Raw genomic sequence first — 19,605 nt, forward strand, 5'->3', positions numbered from 1 at the left:
GCGATCCTTTCGTGACTATAACACCAAAGGACGCATTGCATGCTCACAGAAAAGGATAAACAATACCTGCAACAGGTGCTTGAAAGGTACGAAAAGGGCCAGGCTACACCGACCGAGAGCCGTTTTGTGGAAGCCTGGTTCGATTACCTGGACGGGCTTAACCAGCAGGCTGATCCCTTTCAGCACCTGAGCCCGGAAGCGAAACAGGGGCTTGAAGCGGAGATCAGGGAAAAGCTGCTGCATAGCATCCGCAATGAAGGCAATGCGGCGCAGGAATTTACCATTCACCGCAGCAAACGTTTCAACTGGCAGGTGGCCGCTGCCATCCTGGCCGTTGTGCTGGGAACCGCAGCTTACCTGCTTTTCCTGCAACCGGATCATCATACCATGGTGCAAAACCAACTGGAACAGGGCATACAACCCGGCTCGGCACGCGCTACATTGCAACTGGCGGACGGAAAAATCATTACGCTGGATACCAGCCTCGGCAAGATCGTGCAGCGCGGCGGGCTGACCGTCAACAACGACAGCGGTTCACTGAATTATAACGGCAAGGCCGACAACACGGAGTACCACACCTTATCCGTGCCCAGGGGCGGGCAATACAAACTGGCGCTGCCGGACGGCACCAACGTATGGCTGAATGCCGCGTCTTCCATCACCTATCCTACCGTTTTCGCCGGCGCTGACCGCGTTGTGGAGATCACAGGGGAAGCCTATTTTGAAGTGGCCAGCATGAAGCAAAAACCATTCAAGGTGAAGGCCGCCGGCGGCGCTGAAATAGAAGTACTGGGCACACATTTCAACGTCAATGCCTATACGGACGAGCCAACGCTCACGGCCACGCTGCTGGAAGGCGCCATTAAATTCCGCAAGGACGGCAAAGATTACCTGATGCAGCCGGGCCAGCAGGCCAGCGTAAACAAAGCCGGAACGGTTAAAATTATCGCTGATGCCAACCTGGACGCTGTAACCGCATGGAGGAACGGGTATTTCTATTTTGACGGCACCGACCTGCAAACCGTGATGCGGCAAATAGCCCGGTGGTATGATGTTTCCGTTGCGTATGAGGGGAAAATTCCGGACATGAAGTTCAGCGGCGAAATTTCAAAAAGCAACAACGCATCTCTTGTGCTGGAAATGCTGGAAGCCCAGAAGGTCCGGTTCGAGATCGAGGGAAAGACCATCATTGTCAAACCATGAACAAGAGGGTTCGATTATAAATATCGTATAACACAATGTATCTGAGAGGAGCGCCTTCCGCGCTCTTCAATGCCAGCCATCGCGATGCTATGTCATCGCGCGGGAGCGTATTGTTCTTAAAATCATGTGATCAAAACAAGTTCGAAAATTCAACCAAAGTTAAAATTAGGCAAATGAGGCTTACAGTCGTATTGTTACTTGCCGTCTGCTTATCGCAGTCCTTTTACGTATTTGCGCAACAACCAGCAAAGAAAATCACACTATCGGTAAAAAATCAGCGGCTTGAAAATGTATTCAAAGAAATTAAACAGCAAACGGGCTTTACCGCCTTTTACAAGGATGAGATCGCGGAAAGAATAAAGTCCATTAAGGTTTCCCTTTCGGTCAGGAATGCGGACGTAGAAGCAGTGATAAAGCATTGCCTTAAAGGCCAGCCGTTCAGCTTCAGGCTGATAGGCAACGCCATCATCATTACGGAAAACACCAGCCAGGACAAGGAGCAGCCGGATAAAACCGATCCGCGTGTGGCTGTCAGGGGCGTGGTATTAAATGGCCGGGGGGAACGGATGGACAACGTGAACGTTATTGTAAAACGTTCCGGGAAAGGAGCGATTACAGACAAGAACGGCGAGTTCAATATCAATGATGTTCTGGCGGACGACATTCTGGTTTGCAGCATGATCGGTTATACCACGCTGGAAGTTCCGGTGGGCGGGCAGCCCACGATATATGTGGCGATGACGGAAGCGACCAGCCTGCTGGACCAGGTGGTGCTCCAGGGCTATGGCAAAACGAGCCGGCGGCTTTCAACGGGGAATATCCACCGCATTTCCTCGAAGGAAATAGAAACGCAGCCCGTCGCCAATCCGCTGCTGGCCTTGCAGGGCAGGGTGCCTGGCCTGGTCATTACCCAAACCAACGGGTACGCCAGCGCGCCGGTCAATGTATCGATAAGAGGGGTCAATTCTCTTACATTGAACACAGAGCCGTTATATATCATTGACGGTGTGCCCATCAGTGTAACCGGGCCGAAAGGGATATTGTACGGCAACAGCTTTACCGGCGGCCAAAGCCCGCTGTTCAATATCAACCCGAAAGACATCGAGAGCATTGAGGTGCTGAAAGATGCGGATGCTACAGCGATCTACGGATCGAGAGGAACGAACGGCGTGATACTGATCTCCACCAAAAGAGGCAAGCCGGGTCCTACGAACGTCCATTTTAACATCACGCAGGGCATACAGAAGATCACCCGCTACTGGGACATGCTCAACACGCCGCAATACCTGGACGCGCGCCGCGAAGCCCTGAAAAATGACGGGCTTGCTCCTACTACATCCAATTCACCGGACCTGCTGCTGTGGGACCAGCACCGGTATACCAACTGGCAAAAAGCGCTCTGGGGCGGTACCGGTAGAAATACGAACATATCCCTGGGCCTTTCGGGCGGTGAACGGCAAACCACCTTCCGCGTGAACGCCAACTATTTCCGGATCACGGATATTACCGCCATCTCGGGAGCCACACAACAGGGCACCATGGCATTCGGCCTCACGCACAATACAATAGACCAGAAATTTTCCGTCAACCTGTCCATGACCTACGCCTACAGCCATGTGGACGTGGTGAGCGGCGCCGGTAACTCCACGCTGGCGCCCAACGCGCCCGCCATTTTCGATAAGGACGGTAACCTGAACTGGGCGGAATGGAATGCCGATGGCCTGGTAGACCTGTTCCAGTTCGGGTCCATGCTGCAATCGAATCCGCAGAAGACCAATTCGCTCAGTTCCAGCCTCAGCCTGGGCTACAGACCATTTAAAGGGTTTTCTTTCAACACCGTTCTCGGCTACACGTTCAATCACAATAGCAACAACTTCTTCAACCCGATAAGCTCCCAGAACCCTTACCGGTCGCCCGTCGGGTATGCGAGCTTTAACACGAACCGGGTAACCGGCTGGAATATAGAGCCACAGGCGAACTATCATTTCCTCTTAGGCAAAGCCTCCGTAGACCTGCTGCTCGGCGCCACGCTGACTTCCTCCTCCGGCATGGCCACCGCCATATCCGGCAGCGGGTATACGGACGACAACCTGCTGTACTCCATCACCAACGCGCCCGTTATCGACAGACCGGGAGATGCATACAACTACTTCAAATATGCGGGAACGTTTGCGCGTATCAGTTATAACCTGAAAAACAGGTACCTGGTGAACCTGAACGGCCGCCGGGACGGCAATTCCAACTTCGGGCCGGGCAGGCAGTTCGGTGATTTCGGTTCCGTCGGCGTGGCCTGGATCGCATCGGAAGAAAAATGGGTCAGCGCCGCACTTCCTTCGTTTATCAGTCTTGTTAAACTCCGGGGCAGCTACGGCACCACCGGAAGCGCGGGCGGAGGGCCATATCAGTACCTTTCGCTCTGGGGGTCTTCCGCATCTTTATCAGAACCCTATCCTTCTTATGACGGCGTGCTGCCCTACATTCCCCAAAACCCGCCCAACCAGAATTATCACTGGGAAGTGAATAAAAAACTGGAAGGTGCGCTGGAAGCAGGTCTTTTAGGCGATGATGTTACGCTTTCCGTTTCGTATTACCGCACCCGCACCGGCAACCAGATAACAGGCTACCCGCTGCCGGATTTCACAGGCTTCATTTCCATCATCACCAACCTGCCGGCCACCATACAGAACAGCGGCTGGGAAGGCATGATAAATGCGCAGCTGCTGAACCGGAAAGACATGTTCTGGACCGTCAACTTCAATATCAGCACCAACAAAAATACCCTGGTATCTTTTCCGGGACTCGCCACCTCTCCTTACGCCGGCAGGTTCGAGATCGGCAGGCCGCTCACAGCGCGGTACTTCGTGCATTACCTGGGGGTAGATCCCATGACGGGCCGGTATGCGCTGGAAGATCGTGACGGGAACGGCGTGCTGACGACCAGCACAGCGCCCGGCAATCCGGACGCCTATATTGTCCTGGATGCAGCCCCGAAATACACCGGCGGTTTTGGCACCGGTTATCAATACAAACGAATACATCTCACTGCCCAGTTCAGCTTTAGAAAACAGTTAGGGGTGAATGCGCTCTTTATGTCCGGATCATACGGTCAGTTCAACCAGAACCTGCCGGTGGAAGTATATGATCAAAACTGGAAAAAACCGGGAAACATCAGCCGCTATCCTGTATTCTCAACAGGCTATCATCAGAGCAACGCCGATTTCGGATTCTCGGACGGAAGCTTTACGGATGCTTCTTTTATCCGCCTCACCAACCTGTCGGTTTCTTATTCTTTGCCGGAAGCCTGGATGAAAAAGATAGGTGTGAGGGACTGCGGCATAGGCATCAACGCACAGAACGTTTTCACCATTACCCGTTACAAGGGGCTTGACCCGGAAACGCAGAATTTCGGCGGGATGCCGCCTGTCAAAACCTATGTTTTAAATCTGCAATTAAGCCTTTAAACCTAAAAGCCATTTATGAAACGGACTTCGTTATTCCATCCTTTCAAAACCGGGCGGCTTTTCATGGCGGCCGGCGTTCTGGCACTGCTTTTCTGCAGCGCCTGCAAAAAATTGTTGACGGTGCCGCCGCCGGTGAACCAGGTGACCGCGGAGCAGGTATTCAGTACCGATCTTCAGGCCAACTCCGCGATGGCCGGCATATATGTAAGCATGCTCGGCCCGGGCGGTGCAACGGATAATTTTGCGAACGGGCTTACCACCCGGATGGCGGCTTTATCGTCAGACGAGCTGATCACCATCTACCTTGGGCTGAATATTCCTTTCGCCCTTTTCAATACCAACAAGATTACGGGTGAGGGAAGCGTGGAATCCAACATGATATGGTCATCGCTGTATGCCACCATTTATGGCGCCAATGCTGTCATAGACGGTGTGGCCACCTCTACATCTTCCCGGTTAACGGAGCCTGCGCGAAAACAGTTCGCTGCCGAGGCCAAATGCATCAGGGCCTTCTGCTATTTCTACCTGGTGAATTTCTTTGGGGATGCTCCGCTCGTATTGGTGGCCGATCCGCTTACAGTAGCCGCCATGCCGCGCACACCCGTGCGGCAGGTGTACGAACAGATCATCCGGGACCTGGAAGATGCGCAGGCAGATCTTCCGCCGGATTATTCCGTCAGCGGCGGCAAGCGGATACGTGTGAATAAATGGGCGGCCACCGCTTTGCTGGCAAGGGCCTACCTGTTCCTCGGGGATTACGGCAACGCTGCCGCGGAGGCAACCAAAGTTATCGACAATACGGCCCTCTATGAACTGGAAGACGATCCCAACAGATCATTCCTGACAGACAGCAGGGAAGCCATCTGGCAACTGGCGCAAAACGTCAACGACGGCCTCGCTGGTAATGCCACGATGGAAGGCTACAATCTTTTGCCATTTGGGGTTGCCGGTGTTGCGACCTATCTCTCCGATCAGTTACTGACCGCTTTTGAACCGGGCGATCAGCGCAGGGAGAAATGGGTGGACACTATCCGCTTCGGCTTTACCGGTCCACCTGCGCTGTACCACTATCCCGCCAAATACAAAACAGGCCCTGTGAACCGCGTTATCGGCGGTGTTGCCACCGAATATTACATGCTGCTGCGTTTAGCGGAGCAGTACCTGATACGTGCCGAAGCGAGGGCGCACGGCGCACCGGGAGGACCGGCCGGAGCCATTGCAGACCTGAACATCATCAGGGATCGTGCGGATATACCGGACCTGCCGGAAACCCTGGCAGACACAGCGCTGCTGGATGCCGTCGCCAAAGAATGGCAGACGGAGATGTTCTGCGAATGGGGGCACCGCTGGTTCAACCTTAAAAGGACCGGCAAAGCGCGGGAAGTGTTGTCCGCCATCGCCATGAAGCAACCCTGGGAAGGCGACTACCAGCTGCTTTATCCACTCCCCCGCCAAAATACCCACGAGGCAGGGAGACTGGTTCAAAATCCTGGCTATTAAAATCAATCGCATGAAAAAAACAAAAAGAGCGTTCTTTCCTTCCGCTATACGTTGGCTCTGCCTGTTCTGGGGAGCCGGCGTATTCAGCGCTTGTTCCAAAACGCCGGTGCCGCCCGGAGCAGTGTCGCTGACGATCGTTAATACATTAACAACTTCCCTCATTGTCAATTTCAATGAACAGGATTCCATTATTTATCTCAACAGGGGAACCAACCAGATCATTGAATGGAACAAGTCCCTCGCGTACAGCCTTCACGGCGGCAGCCAGATCGTGAACCTCCGGGAAATATATCCTGCCTGGCCGGGCCACGAATGGGAAGACCATTCCCTGTTGAAGCTGCTGTTCGCGCTGCCGGCCGGAACCATCGGCAGCCTTTTCATAGCCGGAACGGTGGATAACCCGGATACCTTGTTCGTAAAAGATGTTCCGCCCGATATTCCACTGGCGGACAGCAGCATGGGCATCCGTTTCGTGAACCTGTCCGGCGGAAAAACGGCCATTCGCGTGAACCTGCAGGGCGAGCCTGACGGCAGCGAAGCGGACAACCTGCCATATAAGGGCGTGACGGATTTCAGGAAGTATCCGGCCGATGCTTCCGCACAAAGCTATGTATTCGAATTCCGCGATGCCGCGGACGGTGCCCTACTGGCAACCTGCAGCATCCCCAATCCCGGCACGGCCGGGCCTCCCAATCCCTGGCGGTATAACAATTTCACGATCGTCTTCAGCGAAGCGCCGGGATCATCGCCGGCGGCTTTTATCGTCAATAATCATTGAAACAAACTATAACCATGAATAGTATATTAAGAACGGAAGGGCTGTCACATAAATATTCCAGCTCCTGGGCCATCAGGGATATCAATATCGAGATCGGGCAAACCGGCATCACCGGCTTGCTGGGCTCCAACGGCGCCGGAAAGTCCACCACCATGAATATCATCTGCGGCGTGCTCAATCAAACGGAAGGAAAGGTGTATATCAATGGAACAGACCTGCAAAAAGAACCTGAAGCGGCGAAGAAAAACATCGGCTTCCTGCCGCAAACGCCACCGGTCTATACAGACCTGACCATTGACGAATACCTGACCTACTGCGCGGAGCTGCGGTTCATAGCAAAGGAAAAGATCAAACCCGCTGTGGAGGAAGCAAAGGAACGGTGCGGTATTGCGCATTTCAGCAGCCGTCTGATAAAAAATCTTTCCGGTGGATACCGCCAGCGCGTAGGTATCGCACAAGCCATTATTCACAAGCCAAGGCTGGTGGTAATGGACGAGCCGACGAACGGACTGGACCCCAACCAGCTGCTGGAAGCAAGAAAGCTGATCCGGGAAATCTCCCGCGACCATGCCGTATTGTTATCCTCCCACATCCTCTCCGAAATACACCTGCTTTGTAAAGACATCATCATGATAGAATCCGGGAAGGTGGTATTTGCCGATACGATGGATGCTTTTGATAATTACCTGCAACCGCAAAGCATCCTCGTAAAGATGGAAAACCCGCCCGCGAAAGAAGACCTGCTGAACGTGCCGGGGGTTACCGGCGTAGTGTTCCTGAGCAACAAGGAATTGCGGATCGATTTTGACGGCGACCTGGAAATATCTGAAAGACTGGTAGCGGCCAGTGTGCAGCACAACTGGCGCCTGCGGGAGCTGAGCCTCGAAAAGAAGCTGCTGGACGATACATTCAAACAGCTTTCCTCCAATTCCTGAGCAGCAGGCGAACGACTGGATTTTTGACATCAAACTTATTTAAATGAACATCATTTTCAAGATAACAAAGAATGAATTGCGCAACCTTTTCTATTCGCCGGTTGCCTGGTTTTTACTGATCGTATTCCTGGTGCAGTGCTCGATTGTTTTCACGAGCCTCCTGTATCCCGTCGCACATGCGCAGGATATCTACAGGGAGAGCAACCCCAATTTCAGGAACTGGGGGGAATTAAACTCGTTCACCCGCATGTTGTTTGTTGAACAGGGTGCGCTTTTCACCCACATCCTGCGAAACCTGTACCTGTTTGTCCCTCTGCTTACGATGGGGCTTGTCAGCAGGGAAATCAATAACGGCACGATCAAATTATTATATTCTTCCCCTGTTACCATCCGGCAGATCGTGCTGGGAAAATACCTTGCGGTGGTGGCTTATAACCTGCTGCTGCTCTGTACGCTGGGGATATTCGTAACAACCGCCGCCCTGACCGTCAATACCATCGAATACGGGCTGCTGATGTCCGCCACCCTCGGGTTCTTCCTGTTGATATGCGCCTACTCGGCCATCGGGCTTTTTATGAGCAGCCTTACCACTTACCAGATCGTTTCCGCCATCAGCACCTTTACGATCATACTTGTACTGAGCTACATCGGCGGCCTCTGGCAGCAATACGACTTCATCCGTGACCTGACCTGGTTCCTTTCGCTGGTAGGGCGGACGGACAAAATGCTGGTGGGGCTGATCACCACGAAAGACGTGATATATTTCCTGGTGGTGATATTCATGTTCGTCGGCTTTACACTGATCCGCCTCAAATCGGGCAGGGCATCCAAACCCTGGTACGCCAGGGCAACCGAATATCTGACCGTGCTGGCCATTGCGCTGGCGGTGGGCTATATCAGCTCGCGCCCGCGTTTTACCGGTTACCTGGACACTACCTCCAACCAGATCAACACCATCCACCCGCGCATACAAAAGGTCATTAAAGAGCTGGGAGACGAGCCGCTGGAAGTGACTTTGTATGGAAATCTCCTGGACGACGCCGCTCCACGGGCGTTCCCGGATCAACGAAATGTATATCTCGACTACCTGTGGGAAAAATATGTACGGTTCAAGCCGGACATCAAGTTCAGGTATAAATACTACTATGATTACGACGAAAGCATCCAGGGGCCGTCGTTGTTCCGCAGGTTTCCGAACAAGACCCTGAAGCAGATCGCCGAAAGAATGGCGGATATGTATGGCGTGGACCTATCAGATTTTATGCCTCCGGAAGAAATGAAGCAACTGCTCGACCTGCGGCCGGAAAACCTGCGAACGATCATGCAGCTCAAATACAAAGGGCAAACACAGTTCCTGCGCACTTTTCCGGATACGGAGTTCTGGCCGGATGAAACGAATGTATCCGCGGTATTAAAACGGTTGTTACAGGCGAAAATACCCAAGGTCGTTTACATCACCGGGAACCTGGAGCGGTCCATCTACAAGTCCGGGGAAAGGGAATACGAAAGCATGACTTCCGACAAAAGAAACAGAGCTTCCCTCATCAACATCGGTTTTGATATCGATACCGTTTCGCTGGACCACCAGGATATTCCCGCGGATGCTTCCATAGTAGTGCTGGCCGATCCCAAAAGGGACCTAAGCCCGGTGGTGGTTGAAAAGATCAGGACCTATATCAGCAATGGCGGCAACATGCTCCTGCTCGGGGAACTGAAAAAACAGCATGTACTGAACCCTGTTCTGCAAACATTAGGCGTACAATTACTGCCGGGCACCATTGTACAGCCGAGCGAAAACGAGATGCCGCATATGGCCACCCCCATACTGACAGGGGCAGGCATCAACCTCTCCGACGATAACCTGCTGTGGGCGGTAAGGAAACTGCGGAACCAGAAAAAAGCGGACCCCGCACTGGAACTCTTTGGCACGGATACCATCACCGCGCTGATGCCGGGGGTTACGGGTATTTCCCACACGCCGGACAGCGGATTTACCATGCAGCCGCTGGCGCTCACGCTGGAATCGCAAGGCTGGCTGAAAATGGGGCCGCTGGTAACGGATTCCGCCGCTCCCGTATTCACGCCGGCGGAAGGCGACATAAAAGGCAACTTTCCCACGGCCATACAGCTTACCCGGAAATTGTCCGGAAAAGAACAGCGTATAGTCGTTTGCGGTGATGCGGATTTTGCGAGCAACCTCCGCAAGTACGTGTCCTATTTTACGATCTCCATGTATAGCTGGCTGGATGAGAACAGGTTCCCTATATATACGCCAAGATCGGGACACCAGGACAACCTGTTGACGATCAGCGGCAAGAGTGCGGCTGTTTTGAAGATCGTGTACGTGTGGGTAATACCGGGCATCCTGGCGTTATTCGCTACCATATTGCTCATCCGGAGGAAAAGAAAATAATATGATGATTTTACAAACCGACGAACAAACAATCGGCGACCTGGGCATTTTCGGGAAACACGACAGCAGGAGCATTTACGATATTTACAACCGCACCCATACCCGTGGCGGCGAATCGCTGCTGGAAGAAATGTTCCGCAATCCGCTGTCGGACAAAGCGGAGATCAACAGACGCAGTAACATCATAGAGAACTTTGCGAGGCTGAACATTCCCTTTCCGTACAACGGTTCCTTATTTGACGTGGTGGAAAAATACCTCCTGCATGGCGCTGAAAATCATAGTAACGGTAGCCAGTCCGTACTCGGAGAAAAGGAGATACAGAACGGTGTTGCCGGGGTCATTGAGCTGATCAGGCTCACCAGCGGTTTCGTGAAGAACAGCGCATTGGGGGAAATAGACGCATATGCAACAGAATATGACAGCATTACTCACCTGGTGGAAGATCCGGCGTTCAGCCCCGTGCTTCGCCTGCCGCAAAAAGAGAAACCTTCCTATGCGGCGATCACCGCTTTCGACGCGCTGTTCAGGAACAGTGAAAGACACAAGCTGGAAGCACTGCTGCGGCATATTTACCTGCTGGATGTGTACATGTCCGTAGCACAGACAGCCGCTGAAAGAAAATTCGTTTTCCCGCGGGCGCTGGATAAAGGGCAGTGCTTGCTTACGCTGGAGGGTGTATACTATCCGGGGCTGCAACAGCCGGTGGGGAACAATATTTCCATCGACTCCGCATCGAACGTTATCTTTCTGACCGGCGCCAACATGGCCGGCAAGTCCACTTTCCTCCGCGCGCTGAGCACGGCGCTGTACGTGGCGCACATGGGGTTTCCCGTTGCGGCGACCGCCATGTCGTTCTCCGTCATGGACGGTCTTTACACCACCATCAACCTGCCGGACAACCTGGGGATCGGGGCCAGCCATTTTTATGCGGAAGTGACAAGAGTGAAAAAAATGGCGACGGCATTAAGCAGCGGCAAATCGTACTTCATCCTGTTTGATGAACTGTTCAGGGGCACCAACGTAAAAGACGCGCATGAAGCGACCGTAGCCGTCATGAAAGGATTTGCCACGAAGGCCAACAGCATCTTCATCATCTCCTCCCATATTGTGGAAGCGGGCGAATCGCTGCAGCAGCAGAAAAACGTTTCGTTCCTGTACATGCCTACCAGAATGAACGGGCATACACCAACGTATACGTATAAACTGGAACGCGGCATTACAGACGACCGGCACGGCATGGTCATTATCAGAAATGAAGGCATACTGGACATACTGAAGAAAAACTGATCAAAACATGAGTTTCAATATAGACAAACAGACCCTTGATGAGCTGAACCTGATGGGGAAATTCCGGCAGGGCTCGGTGTATCATCTGTTCAATCGCACTAAAACACGCGGAGGCGAACAACTGCTCGATAAAATGTTCCGCCACCCGCTCGGCAGCAGCGATGCCATCAACGAGCGCAGCAGGATATTCCATTTCTTTCAGCAGGCGGGGCATACTTTTCCCTTTGACGCATTGCAGGTGACTTTCATGCACGAGTACCTGGACACAGGCGGAAGCAGGAACGCCGCCTTTACCATGGCCTCGCTGCTGGTTATAAAGAGCCTCGCGGTGCTCACCAGGGATGAAAGGTACAAGGAGATCATTCAGCGGATGCACGCCACCATCATCACGCTCAACAAATGCAGGGCCTTTGTGGCTTCGCTCCGCCATGCGCCGGAACCTTATGCCGGTCACATCGCTGCTATACGGGACATCCTGGAAAGCAGCCAGGTAAAAGACCTGTCCAACATCGACATATACCAGTCCATTCCCATGAAAACCCTCTCCCATTACGACAGCCTGCTCAAGGGCAAGCTCCGGCAAAAAATGGGGTCCGTCCTCGCCTTCATCTATGAAACCGATGTTTACATCGCTGTTGGCAGCGTAGCCGCGGAAAAGAACTTTGGCTACGCGGCCGCGCTGCCTCCCGAAGCGAATGTTTTCTCCGCGAAAGACCTGCGCCATCCCTGCCTCTCAAAGGCGGTAGGCAACAACGTGATGATGGAAAAAGATTCCAACGTATTGTTCCTGACCGGCGCTAACATGGCCGGGAAGTCCACGCTGATGAAATCCATCGGCATCGGCTTTTACCTGGCGCATATGGGTTTTCCCGTTGCGGCATCCGGCATGGAGTTTTCGGTGCGCGAGGGTTTGTATTCTTCTATCAATGTGGCGGATAACATCGGTCTCGGCTACAGCCATTTCTATGCGGAGGTTGTACGGGTAAAACAGGCCGCCCTGGCGGCAGCCAGCGGTAAAAGGCTGCTGTTGATGTTTGACGAGCTGTTCAAAGGCACGAATGTAAAGGATGCTTATGACGGGACGCTCGCGGTAACGGAAGGGTTTGCGGGCTTCAGGGAATGTTTGTTCATCGTTTCCACGCACATCATTGAAGTGGGAGAAGCATTGAAAGAACTGGACAATATCCGCTTTGCCTACATGCCCACGATCATGGAAGGCGCGCATCCGCGGTATACTTACCGGTTGCAGGAAGGTATCACGGAAGACCGCCAGGGTATGATGATCATCCGGAATGAAGGGATACTGGAGCTGCTAAATTTCTCTGTATCTGGCTAGTATTTCTCCGTTATTGGTATGCGGAATCATCGAATTTTGCAGCTGCAAACCAAACGCATTAGAGAATGAGAAAACAACTGCGCATACAATGGATATGGGCCGCGGCAGCTATTGTATTGCTGGGCATGAGCGCTTGCTCGAAAGATAATGAGAAAGACAACCAACCGGAACCTTCAGGAGAAGCAACCATCTACAACAAGCTGATCACCGTCAGCAACTTTACCGGCGATACCAGCTCCCTCACCGCGCCGGACGCCAACAGGGAAGTGATCTTCTACAGCCTTGAGCTGAACAAACCCTGCCCGGAAGAATACCTGCTGACCAACCGCTGGGACGTATCTTTCAGCGGCGTGTATAATACCTCCATCGGCGGTAACTACGGCGCGGACCCTTCACCTTACGCTTCTTTAGGAAAAGGCGGTCCGGGCAAAGGCGGCGTGATGATCATCGACACGCCATTTTCCAAACTTACCAGCGTACCGGCCAATGTTACCTTCAGCACAAGAATGGCCGGGTTCGGGCTGGATGCTGATGGCGCCTTTGGGGAAGGGCTGGGCTGGGCGATCTATGACTGGAACGGCGATCTGCGGTCTACTGTGGGCATCGGTGGTGCTGGCCCCGATCAGGCACATACCTGCTGGGCGCGCCCCGACCGTACGATCATCGTACGCACCGCCCTGGGCAACTATGCCAAGCTGCGCATCATCAGCCTGTATAAAGATGCGCCGGACGAGCCGAAAACAAAAGACCCGGCTCCCTACTTCACTTTTGAATATGTCATTGCCGCTCCCGGCACTATGGATTTTACGATCAAATAAGCCACCCATGAAGATTCATATCAAGCTGTTATCCGGCGCCCTGCTCGCGCTGATGACCATCGCGTCCTGCACCAAAACGGAAGACCTGCCCGCGCGTACGCAAAGCAGCATGCTTTCGTTCGCCGTTACCAACCTTCCGGATACCCTGATATACGGCGTTGTTGACCAGACGGACCACACCATCACCGTATACCTGCCGTTTTATTACAACCTCAACATCATCGATCCGCAGATCAAAGTATCCGAAGGCGCAAGCGTGCTGGAAGAACTGCTGCCGGTAAACGTGAACGACTCTACGCAGCAGTACACCGTAAAAGGAAAAGACAGTTCCGTCACGGTGTACAAACTGAAAATATATGTGCAGCCGCCGGGCGTACCGTTCGTGCTCACCGAAATATCCACCGCAGACAGCTATTATGAAACATGGCCGGGATACGGCCAGTTCAGCATCACGGGGTCATTCTACACCCTGAACGCCAAGATCGCAGATGCGTGGCTGGTAGATAAGAGCGGCGCCGAACATCCGCTGACGCTGACCGCTATCAGCTCCAGCGGCGATGCTTCCACCGGCACCGTACAATACTGGCTTTCCGGCATCCCGGTTCCCAGCACACTGGATAGCGGGCTGTATCATGTGAAAGCGGCCATTTACGGCAGAACGGCGACCATGCAATATCCCATAAGAGTAGCGTACCGTCAGCCCGATTTTGGATACTTCACCACCCGCGAAGTGAAGCAGGGCGATAAATTCACATTGGTGGCCCATGTGTCTTCCGGCAAGGTGTTCACCGGCGTAAAATCGTTCGCCATGTCCGCAGACGGTGTGAACTGGCTGCCGCTGATCGTGGAATCTTACAACCGCGAAGAAGCCGTTATTAAAGTGCCGGAAGATTTTCCCACCGGCGCATACCAGCGTTACCGCATGGAGTTCGACACCTGGGACCCGATCGTGCGTTCAGGTTCATTCACTACCATCACCGCCAAATAATGCCTTCACTACATTAAACCGCATTCAGCATGTTCATAAAATATATTCTGCCCGCAGCCGCGCTCTGCCTCGCTTTGCTTGGCTGCACCAAGAAACAGCCTGATTATCCCTATACCGACCTGCTGCAGTTCTCCGTACAGGATGCCGCGGGCCAGCCGTTGAAAGGCGTGGTGGAAAACAACGAGATCATTCTCTACTGGCCGCCGCATCAGATGGTGCCTGATTCCATTACGGCCAATATTACCGTTGCCGAAAGGGCTTCCATCAGCCCCGCATCCGGCGCCAAAGTGCCCTTTGACGCACAGACCGTATTCACCGTTACCGCGCAGGACGGCTCACAGCAGTCGTACCGCCTCAAACCGGTGATCAACCAACCCACACCACACATCAGGCAGACAAGTCCCAACGAAGTACTCACATACGGCGATCTGCTCACCATTTCCGGTAACTACTTCATCCCCGATTCCGCGCAGACGCGGGTGTATCTTGTGGATGAAAATAACAATGAAACGCCGCTCGTGTTCTGGTCGCCGTACCCCAACGTGGTGACCGTGGGCGAAGGGATCCTCTGGTGCCGCGTGCCCGAGCCGGTGAAGGATACGCTTCCCTCCCTCCCGTATGGCGAGTACCGCGTCAAAGTGGTGTCCGGCATACGCACGGTGTACCATAACACCACACTCAGGATCGGCTTCCTGAACCCGAAGGTTTCCGCTATCCTGCCTTCCGCCAGCGTGCAACGGGGCGATGAGGTAACGTTTAAAGGCGGAAAGTTCATCGGCATCACTTCCGTTAAGGGCCAGAACGCCGAATCCGGCGAGGAATATGAATTTGAGCTGTTAGGTTATTCGATGAACGAGCTGAAGCTGAAAGTGCCTGCTACCGTGGCGCCGGGCACATACTATCAGTTCACTATAGCATCTGACGCCTATGGGAAAGAGGTGACGAATTTCTGGTTGTATGATGAAAGACTTACGGTAGCCGAATAGTAAAGAAGGCCGTCTCTGTAATAACATTGAGGCGGCCTTACTTATATTTGCAGTAAAACGAAGCATATGCCCTGGAATCCCGATGTATACAACCAGTTCAAAGAGAAAAGGTATGAGCCGTTTTACGATCTGATCAGTCATATTCAGGCTAAACCGGGTATGAGCATCATCGATCTGGGTTGCGGAACGGGAGAACTGACAAAGGCTATTGCGGATAAATTTCCCGGAAGCAATGTACTGGGTGTTGATACATCCGCCGAAATGCTGGCAAAAGCTCCGCAACAACATAATATTTCCTTCGCGCAAAGATCGGTGGAAGACCAGTTGCAACTTGCTGATAAATGGGATGCTATCGTAGCCAATGCATCTTTACAATGGGTGAATGATCATGCTGCCCTTTTCCCGAAGATCATTTCAAAGCTTTTACCGGATGGTCAGCTTGCGGTGCAGATGCCCTCGCAGCAGGAGAACCTGCTGAACCAGATCCTGTATGAACTGGTGCATGAGCAGCCCTACTACGATGCCCTGCATGGCGCCATACGGCATTCGCCGGTGCTGACGCTGGATGAGTATACGCACTTGCTGTACAGCAACGGTGCAAAAGAAACGGTGGTATACCAGAAGGTGTACCCGATCATTGCACAATCCATTGAAACCTTATACGATTTCATCTCCGGTTCCGCGCTTGTACCCTATATGGAGAAACTGGAAGAGCCGGTGAAATCCGCATTTACGGCGGATTTCAAAGAGAGGATAGCCCGTCATTTTACCACTTCCCCTATGGTGTATTCTTTTAAGCGGGTCATTTTAGTGGCCGGATTCTGATTGTCTGCGGTCTTTTAAACAAAGCATATTCGGCCTTTTGAACAAAGCTGACCGAAAACCCGTGCGCTACTTTTGTATCAACAAAACAAATCAACATGATACAAAACAACTACCAGGGAGCGCTTCAGCACCCGCTTCGCACAGGCTTCAACGCCCGGTCAACCACCACGGATATTATCAAAGGTATTGATCTCAGCGGCAAGACCGCCATCGTAACCGGCGGCAACACCGGCATTGGCCTGGAAACCGCGAAAACACTGGCTGCTGCGGGAGCAACTGTGATCGTTCCGGCTAGGAACCTGGAAAAAGCAAGGGTAAATCTCGAAGGTATCGCCCATGTGGAGATCGAAGTGATGGACATCATGGACCCCGCGTCAATAGATGCCTTTGCGGAAAAATTCCTCGCCTCGGGCCGGCCCTTACATTTGCTGATCAATAATGCCGGAATCATGTGGGTGCCGCTGCGCAGGGATCAACGGGGCATTGAATCCCAGCTGGCCACCAATTACATCGGGCAGTTTCACCTGACCGCCAGGCTCTGGCCCGCGCTCAAACAGGCGAATGGCGCAAGAGTGGTCAATGTTTCCTCGCTCGGGCATCATATGTCCGCCTTCAACTTTGATGATCCGAATTTTGAGCATCGCGCATACGAGACCCTGCAAGCCTACGGTCAATCGAAAACAGCCAGCAACCTGTTCTCGCTGGAGCTGGACAATCGCGCCCAACATTATAATGTAAGAGCTTACTCCGTGCATCCCGGATCAATTGCCGGTACGGAACTGGGCAGGGAAGCGTCCGTTGAACTGTTCCAGCAAATGGGATTCCTGGATGAGAACGGAAATATGCGGCCGGAGGTGCTGGCCACCTTAAAGACCATACCACAGGGAGCGGCCACTACCGTATGGGCGGCCACCAGTTCACAGCTTAACGGCATCGGCGGCGTTTACTGTGAGGATGGCGACATCGCAGCGTTGTTGTCTTCAGACGCAACCCTTCATCAAAGCGGCGTACAACCCTATTCGCTGGACGAGCACAATGCAAAGCGCCTCTGGACGCTTACGGAAGAGATGACAGGCATCCTGTTCTCCGTCAAATAAAACGCTTCCGTAACAGTTTCCCCGTAAATTTGCAAAGGCAATATGGAATATCAGGCTAAATATATTACCGAAGATATCAAGCTATCCTGCTACCAGGACAAGTTCTTCAAATCGGACATCATGTTCGAGCATCACATGCTGATCTGGTTCATTTCCGGTGAAACCAAAATTGTCCGTGCCGAGGGGACCTACCAGTTCCAGAAAGGAGATATTTTCCTGATACCGAGAAATCAGCTCGCTACCATCATCAACTATCCGAAAGACGGGCTGCCGCATAAAACGGTGGTCATGCACCTGACGACCGAATGGTTGCGGAACTTCTATGCCAGGCTGAATGTCAGGCCGGCAACTGCAGATACCGAAAGGATACGGCACTATGCTAATCACCCGTTACTGGAAAGTTGCCTGTCATCGCTGATCCCTTATTTCGAAATGAAGAATCTGCCGAAAGATATTGCGCATCTAAAGCTCACCGAAGCTGTGACGATCTTGCGTTCGATAGATGCTGACATCGACAATATACTTGCCAATTTCGAGGAGCCCGGCAAGATAGACCTGGCCGACTATATGGAAAGGAATTTCATGTTTAACCTGCCGCTGGAGAAGTTTGGTTACCTTACCGGCAGGAGCTTAACAACGTTTAAAAGGGATTTCAAGAAGGTGTTTGCTACTACGCCACAGCGGTGGCTGACTAAAAAACGGCTTGATCTGGCGCATTATCAGTTTGTGGAAAAAAAGAAGAAACCGATAGATGTTTGTTATGAAGTTGGCTTTGAAAACCTGTCGCATTTTTCCTTCGCGTTTAAGAAGCAATTTGGTTATGCGCCGACGGCGCTGCTGGAAAATGGGTAGCGTACTCCTGCACAATGCCTGCCAGAGAAAGTTATGCGTGACATGCAATATTTTAAGATATAGCCGCTATAGGATCGCTAAGTGATCGCTGAAGGATCACACTGGGTCACGTGGACTTGATGCGGAGATGGTGTGTTTTTCGTGTGAACTTGAAAAATTTGTATCCCGGGAAATTCAGGCAATAGGGAACCCTTCACAAGCATGGGCGCTTGCGGCAAATTGACTGGAAATATAGTGTGGGAGGGTATGGTGTTCAATGGATAGTTTACTCAACAAAATGCATCCGCTGGCGGGGAATGGCTTATTCCCGTTGGATGACAGGTGGGGAGGAGACTGCGGTTATTTTCTGCCGTTGCGCTGCTGCTGCTGCCTGTTGTTGCGGAGTGCCGGTCAGCGATTGCAGCCGCTGCTGCAGCACCGCCTGTTGCTGGTGTTCCGGTTTGTGGAAGACCTGCTTTGTCTGCGGTTCCTGCACGGCGATGACATCAGCGGCGAGGTATTTCCTGTTGAAGGATGCCCTGCCGCTGCACATGCCTCTTACCTGCAAGGTCACGATCAGCGTTCCTTTGCCGGGGACATCTACATTCAGCGCTGCGCCTGCAAATGCCTCGTGGGTATTCAGCACGATCATGGCGGTTTCAGTGCCGGTCACGCGACGTTCCCCGAAGTGGATGCGCGTAGCGATCACTTTTACCTCCAGCGTGGAGATGCCCCTGAACTGTGGCAATACCTGCGGGGGAATATGCAGTATTCCGTCCTCCGAGAGCGTGGGCGCTACGGTAAAGAAGCGGTCTGTCCCCGTATGCTGGTTAAAACGGAAGCCTGCGATGGCTTCGGTGTTGCGGACGCCGCCTTTGATGATGGTTTTGTTGAGGCGGTTGATATGCCCGCCGTCGCAATGAACATCGAGGTCATTGGCGAATGCGCCGCGGATAAGGCGGGCTTTGCTGCTGGCCGCGCCGAAACGCTGTGCTGCGCGGCGGGTGGCCGTAGTCTGCCGGACGGTTTCAGGCATGCTGCGGAAGTAGTGTTTACCATCCCGGTAATAGCCGATCATATTGCCGGCTTTACCCGTGAAGGTGAACAAAGAAGTTTGTTTTGCCATTGGGGTGCGATTTTGTTGAT

General features: G+C 52.9%; 15 protein-coding genes. 14 read left to right on the forward strand and 1 reads right to left on the reverse strand.

The annotated features are described in order from the left end of the window. The first annotated feature begins 39 nt into the window (after positions 1-39). From CCY01nite_RS01550 to CCY01nite_RS01615, 14 genes are all read left to right on the forward strand, one after another. A complete protein-coding gene (locus CCY01nite_RS01550; RefSeq protein ID WP_146857544.1) occupies positions 40-1,203 on the forward strand; it encodes a FecR family protein in 1,164 nt (387 codons plus the stop codon). A 173-nt stretch (positions 1,204-1,376) separates the two neighbouring features. Then, complete coding sequence (locus tag CCY01nite_RS01555) at positions 1,377-4,664, forward strand: SusC/RagA family TonB-linked outer membrane protein (protein WP_186830844.1); 3,288 nt, start codon at positions 1,377-1,379, stop codon at positions 4,662-4,664. Positions 4,665-4,679: 15 nt separating this feature from the next. Further along, a complete protein-coding gene (locus CCY01nite_RS01560) occupies positions 4,680-6,164 on the forward strand; it encodes a RagB/SusD family nutrient uptake outer membrane protein (protein ID WP_146857546.1) in 1,485 nt (494 codons plus the stop codon). Between the two features lie 10 nt (positions 6,165-6,174). Then, the gene (locus tag CCY01nite_RS01565) at positions 6,175-6,942 is read left to right on the forward strand and encodes a DUF4397 domain-containing protein (RefSeq protein WP_146857547.1); all 768 of its coding nucleotides are present in this window, start codon (positions 6,175-6,177) and stop codon (positions 6,940-6,942) included. Between the two features lie 14 nt (positions 6,943-6,956). Further along, positions 6,957-7,877: an ABC transporter ATP-binding protein gene (locus CCY01nite_RS01570; protein ID WP_146857548.1), complete on the forward strand. Its 921-nt coding sequence runs from the start codon at positions 6,957-6,959 to the stop codon at positions 7,875-7,877. Positions 7,878-7,920: 43 nt separating this feature from the next. Next, a complete protein-coding gene (locus CCY01nite_RS01575; protein ID WP_146857549.1) occupies positions 7,921-10,290 on the forward strand; it encodes a Gldg family protein in 2,370 nt (789 codons plus the stop codon). Position 10,291: 1 nt separating this feature from the next. Then, positions 10,292-11,578 (forward strand): MutS-related protein, encoded by a 1,287-nt coding sequence (locus CCY01nite_RS01580; protein ID WP_246129821.1) that lies wholly within the window; start codon positions 10,292-10,294, stop codon positions 11,576-11,578. A 7-nt stretch (positions 11,579-11,585) separates the two neighbouring features. Continuing rightward, on the forward strand, positions 11,586-12,914 hold the full coding sequence (locus tag CCY01nite_RS01585) for a MutS-related protein (protein ID WP_146857550.1): 1,329 nt from the start codon (positions 11,586-11,588) through the stop codon (positions 12,912-12,914). A gap of 65 nt (positions 12,915-12,979) precedes the next feature. Further along, positions 12,980-13,732, forward strand: coding sequence for an HmuY family protein (locus CCY01nite_RS01590; RefSeq protein WP_146857551.1), 753 nt, complete (start codon positions 12,980-12,982; stop codon positions 13,730-13,732). A 7-nt stretch (positions 13,733-13,739) separates the two neighbouring features. Beyond that, entirely contained in the window at positions 13,740-14,720 is a 981-nt protein-coding gene (locus CCY01nite_RS01595; protein ID WP_146857552.1) for an SGBP N-terminal domain-containing protein, read from the forward strand. A 29-nt stretch (positions 14,721-14,749) separates the two neighbouring features. Then, positions 14,750-15,706: an SGBP N-terminal domain-containing protein gene (locus CCY01nite_RS01600; RefSeq protein WP_146857553.1), complete on the forward strand. Its 957-nt coding sequence runs from the start codon at positions 14,750-14,752 to the stop codon at positions 15,704-15,706. A 66-nt stretch (positions 15,707-15,772) separates the two neighbouring features. Further along, the gene (locus CCY01nite_RS01605; protein ID WP_146857554.1) at positions 15,773-16,531 is read left to right on the forward strand and encodes a methyltransferase domain-containing protein; all 759 of its coding nucleotides are present in this window, start codon (positions 15,773-15,775) and stop codon (positions 16,529-16,531) included. A 95-nt stretch (positions 16,532-16,626) separates the two neighbouring features. Next, positions 16,627-17,628 (forward strand): SDR family NAD(P)-dependent oxidoreductase, encoded by a 1,002-nt coding sequence (locus tag CCY01nite_RS01610; RefSeq protein WP_146857555.1) that lies wholly within the window; start codon positions 16,627-16,629, stop codon positions 17,626-17,628. 42 nt (positions 17,629-17,670) lie between these two features. After that, on the forward strand, positions 17,671-18,480 hold the full coding sequence (locus CCY01nite_RS01615; RefSeq protein WP_146857556.1) for a helix-turn-helix domain-containing protein: 810 nt from the start codon (positions 17,671-17,673) through the stop codon (positions 18,478-18,480). 301 nt (positions 18,481-18,781) lie between these two features. On the opposite strand, the gene CCY01nite_RS01620 is transcribed toward CCY01nite_RS01615, so the two are convergent. After that, entirely contained in the window at positions 18,782-19,585 is an 804-nt protein-coding gene (locus tag CCY01nite_RS01620) for a hypothetical protein (protein WP_186830845.1), read from the reverse strand. Positions 19,586-19,605 lie beyond the last annotated feature (20 nt).

It is taken from the genome of Chitinophaga cymbidii (assembly GCF_007992715.1).
In the GTDB taxonomy this organism is placed as follows: Bacteria; Bacteroidota; Bacteroidia; order Chitinophagales; family Chitinophagaceae; genus Chitinophaga; species Chitinophaga cymbidii.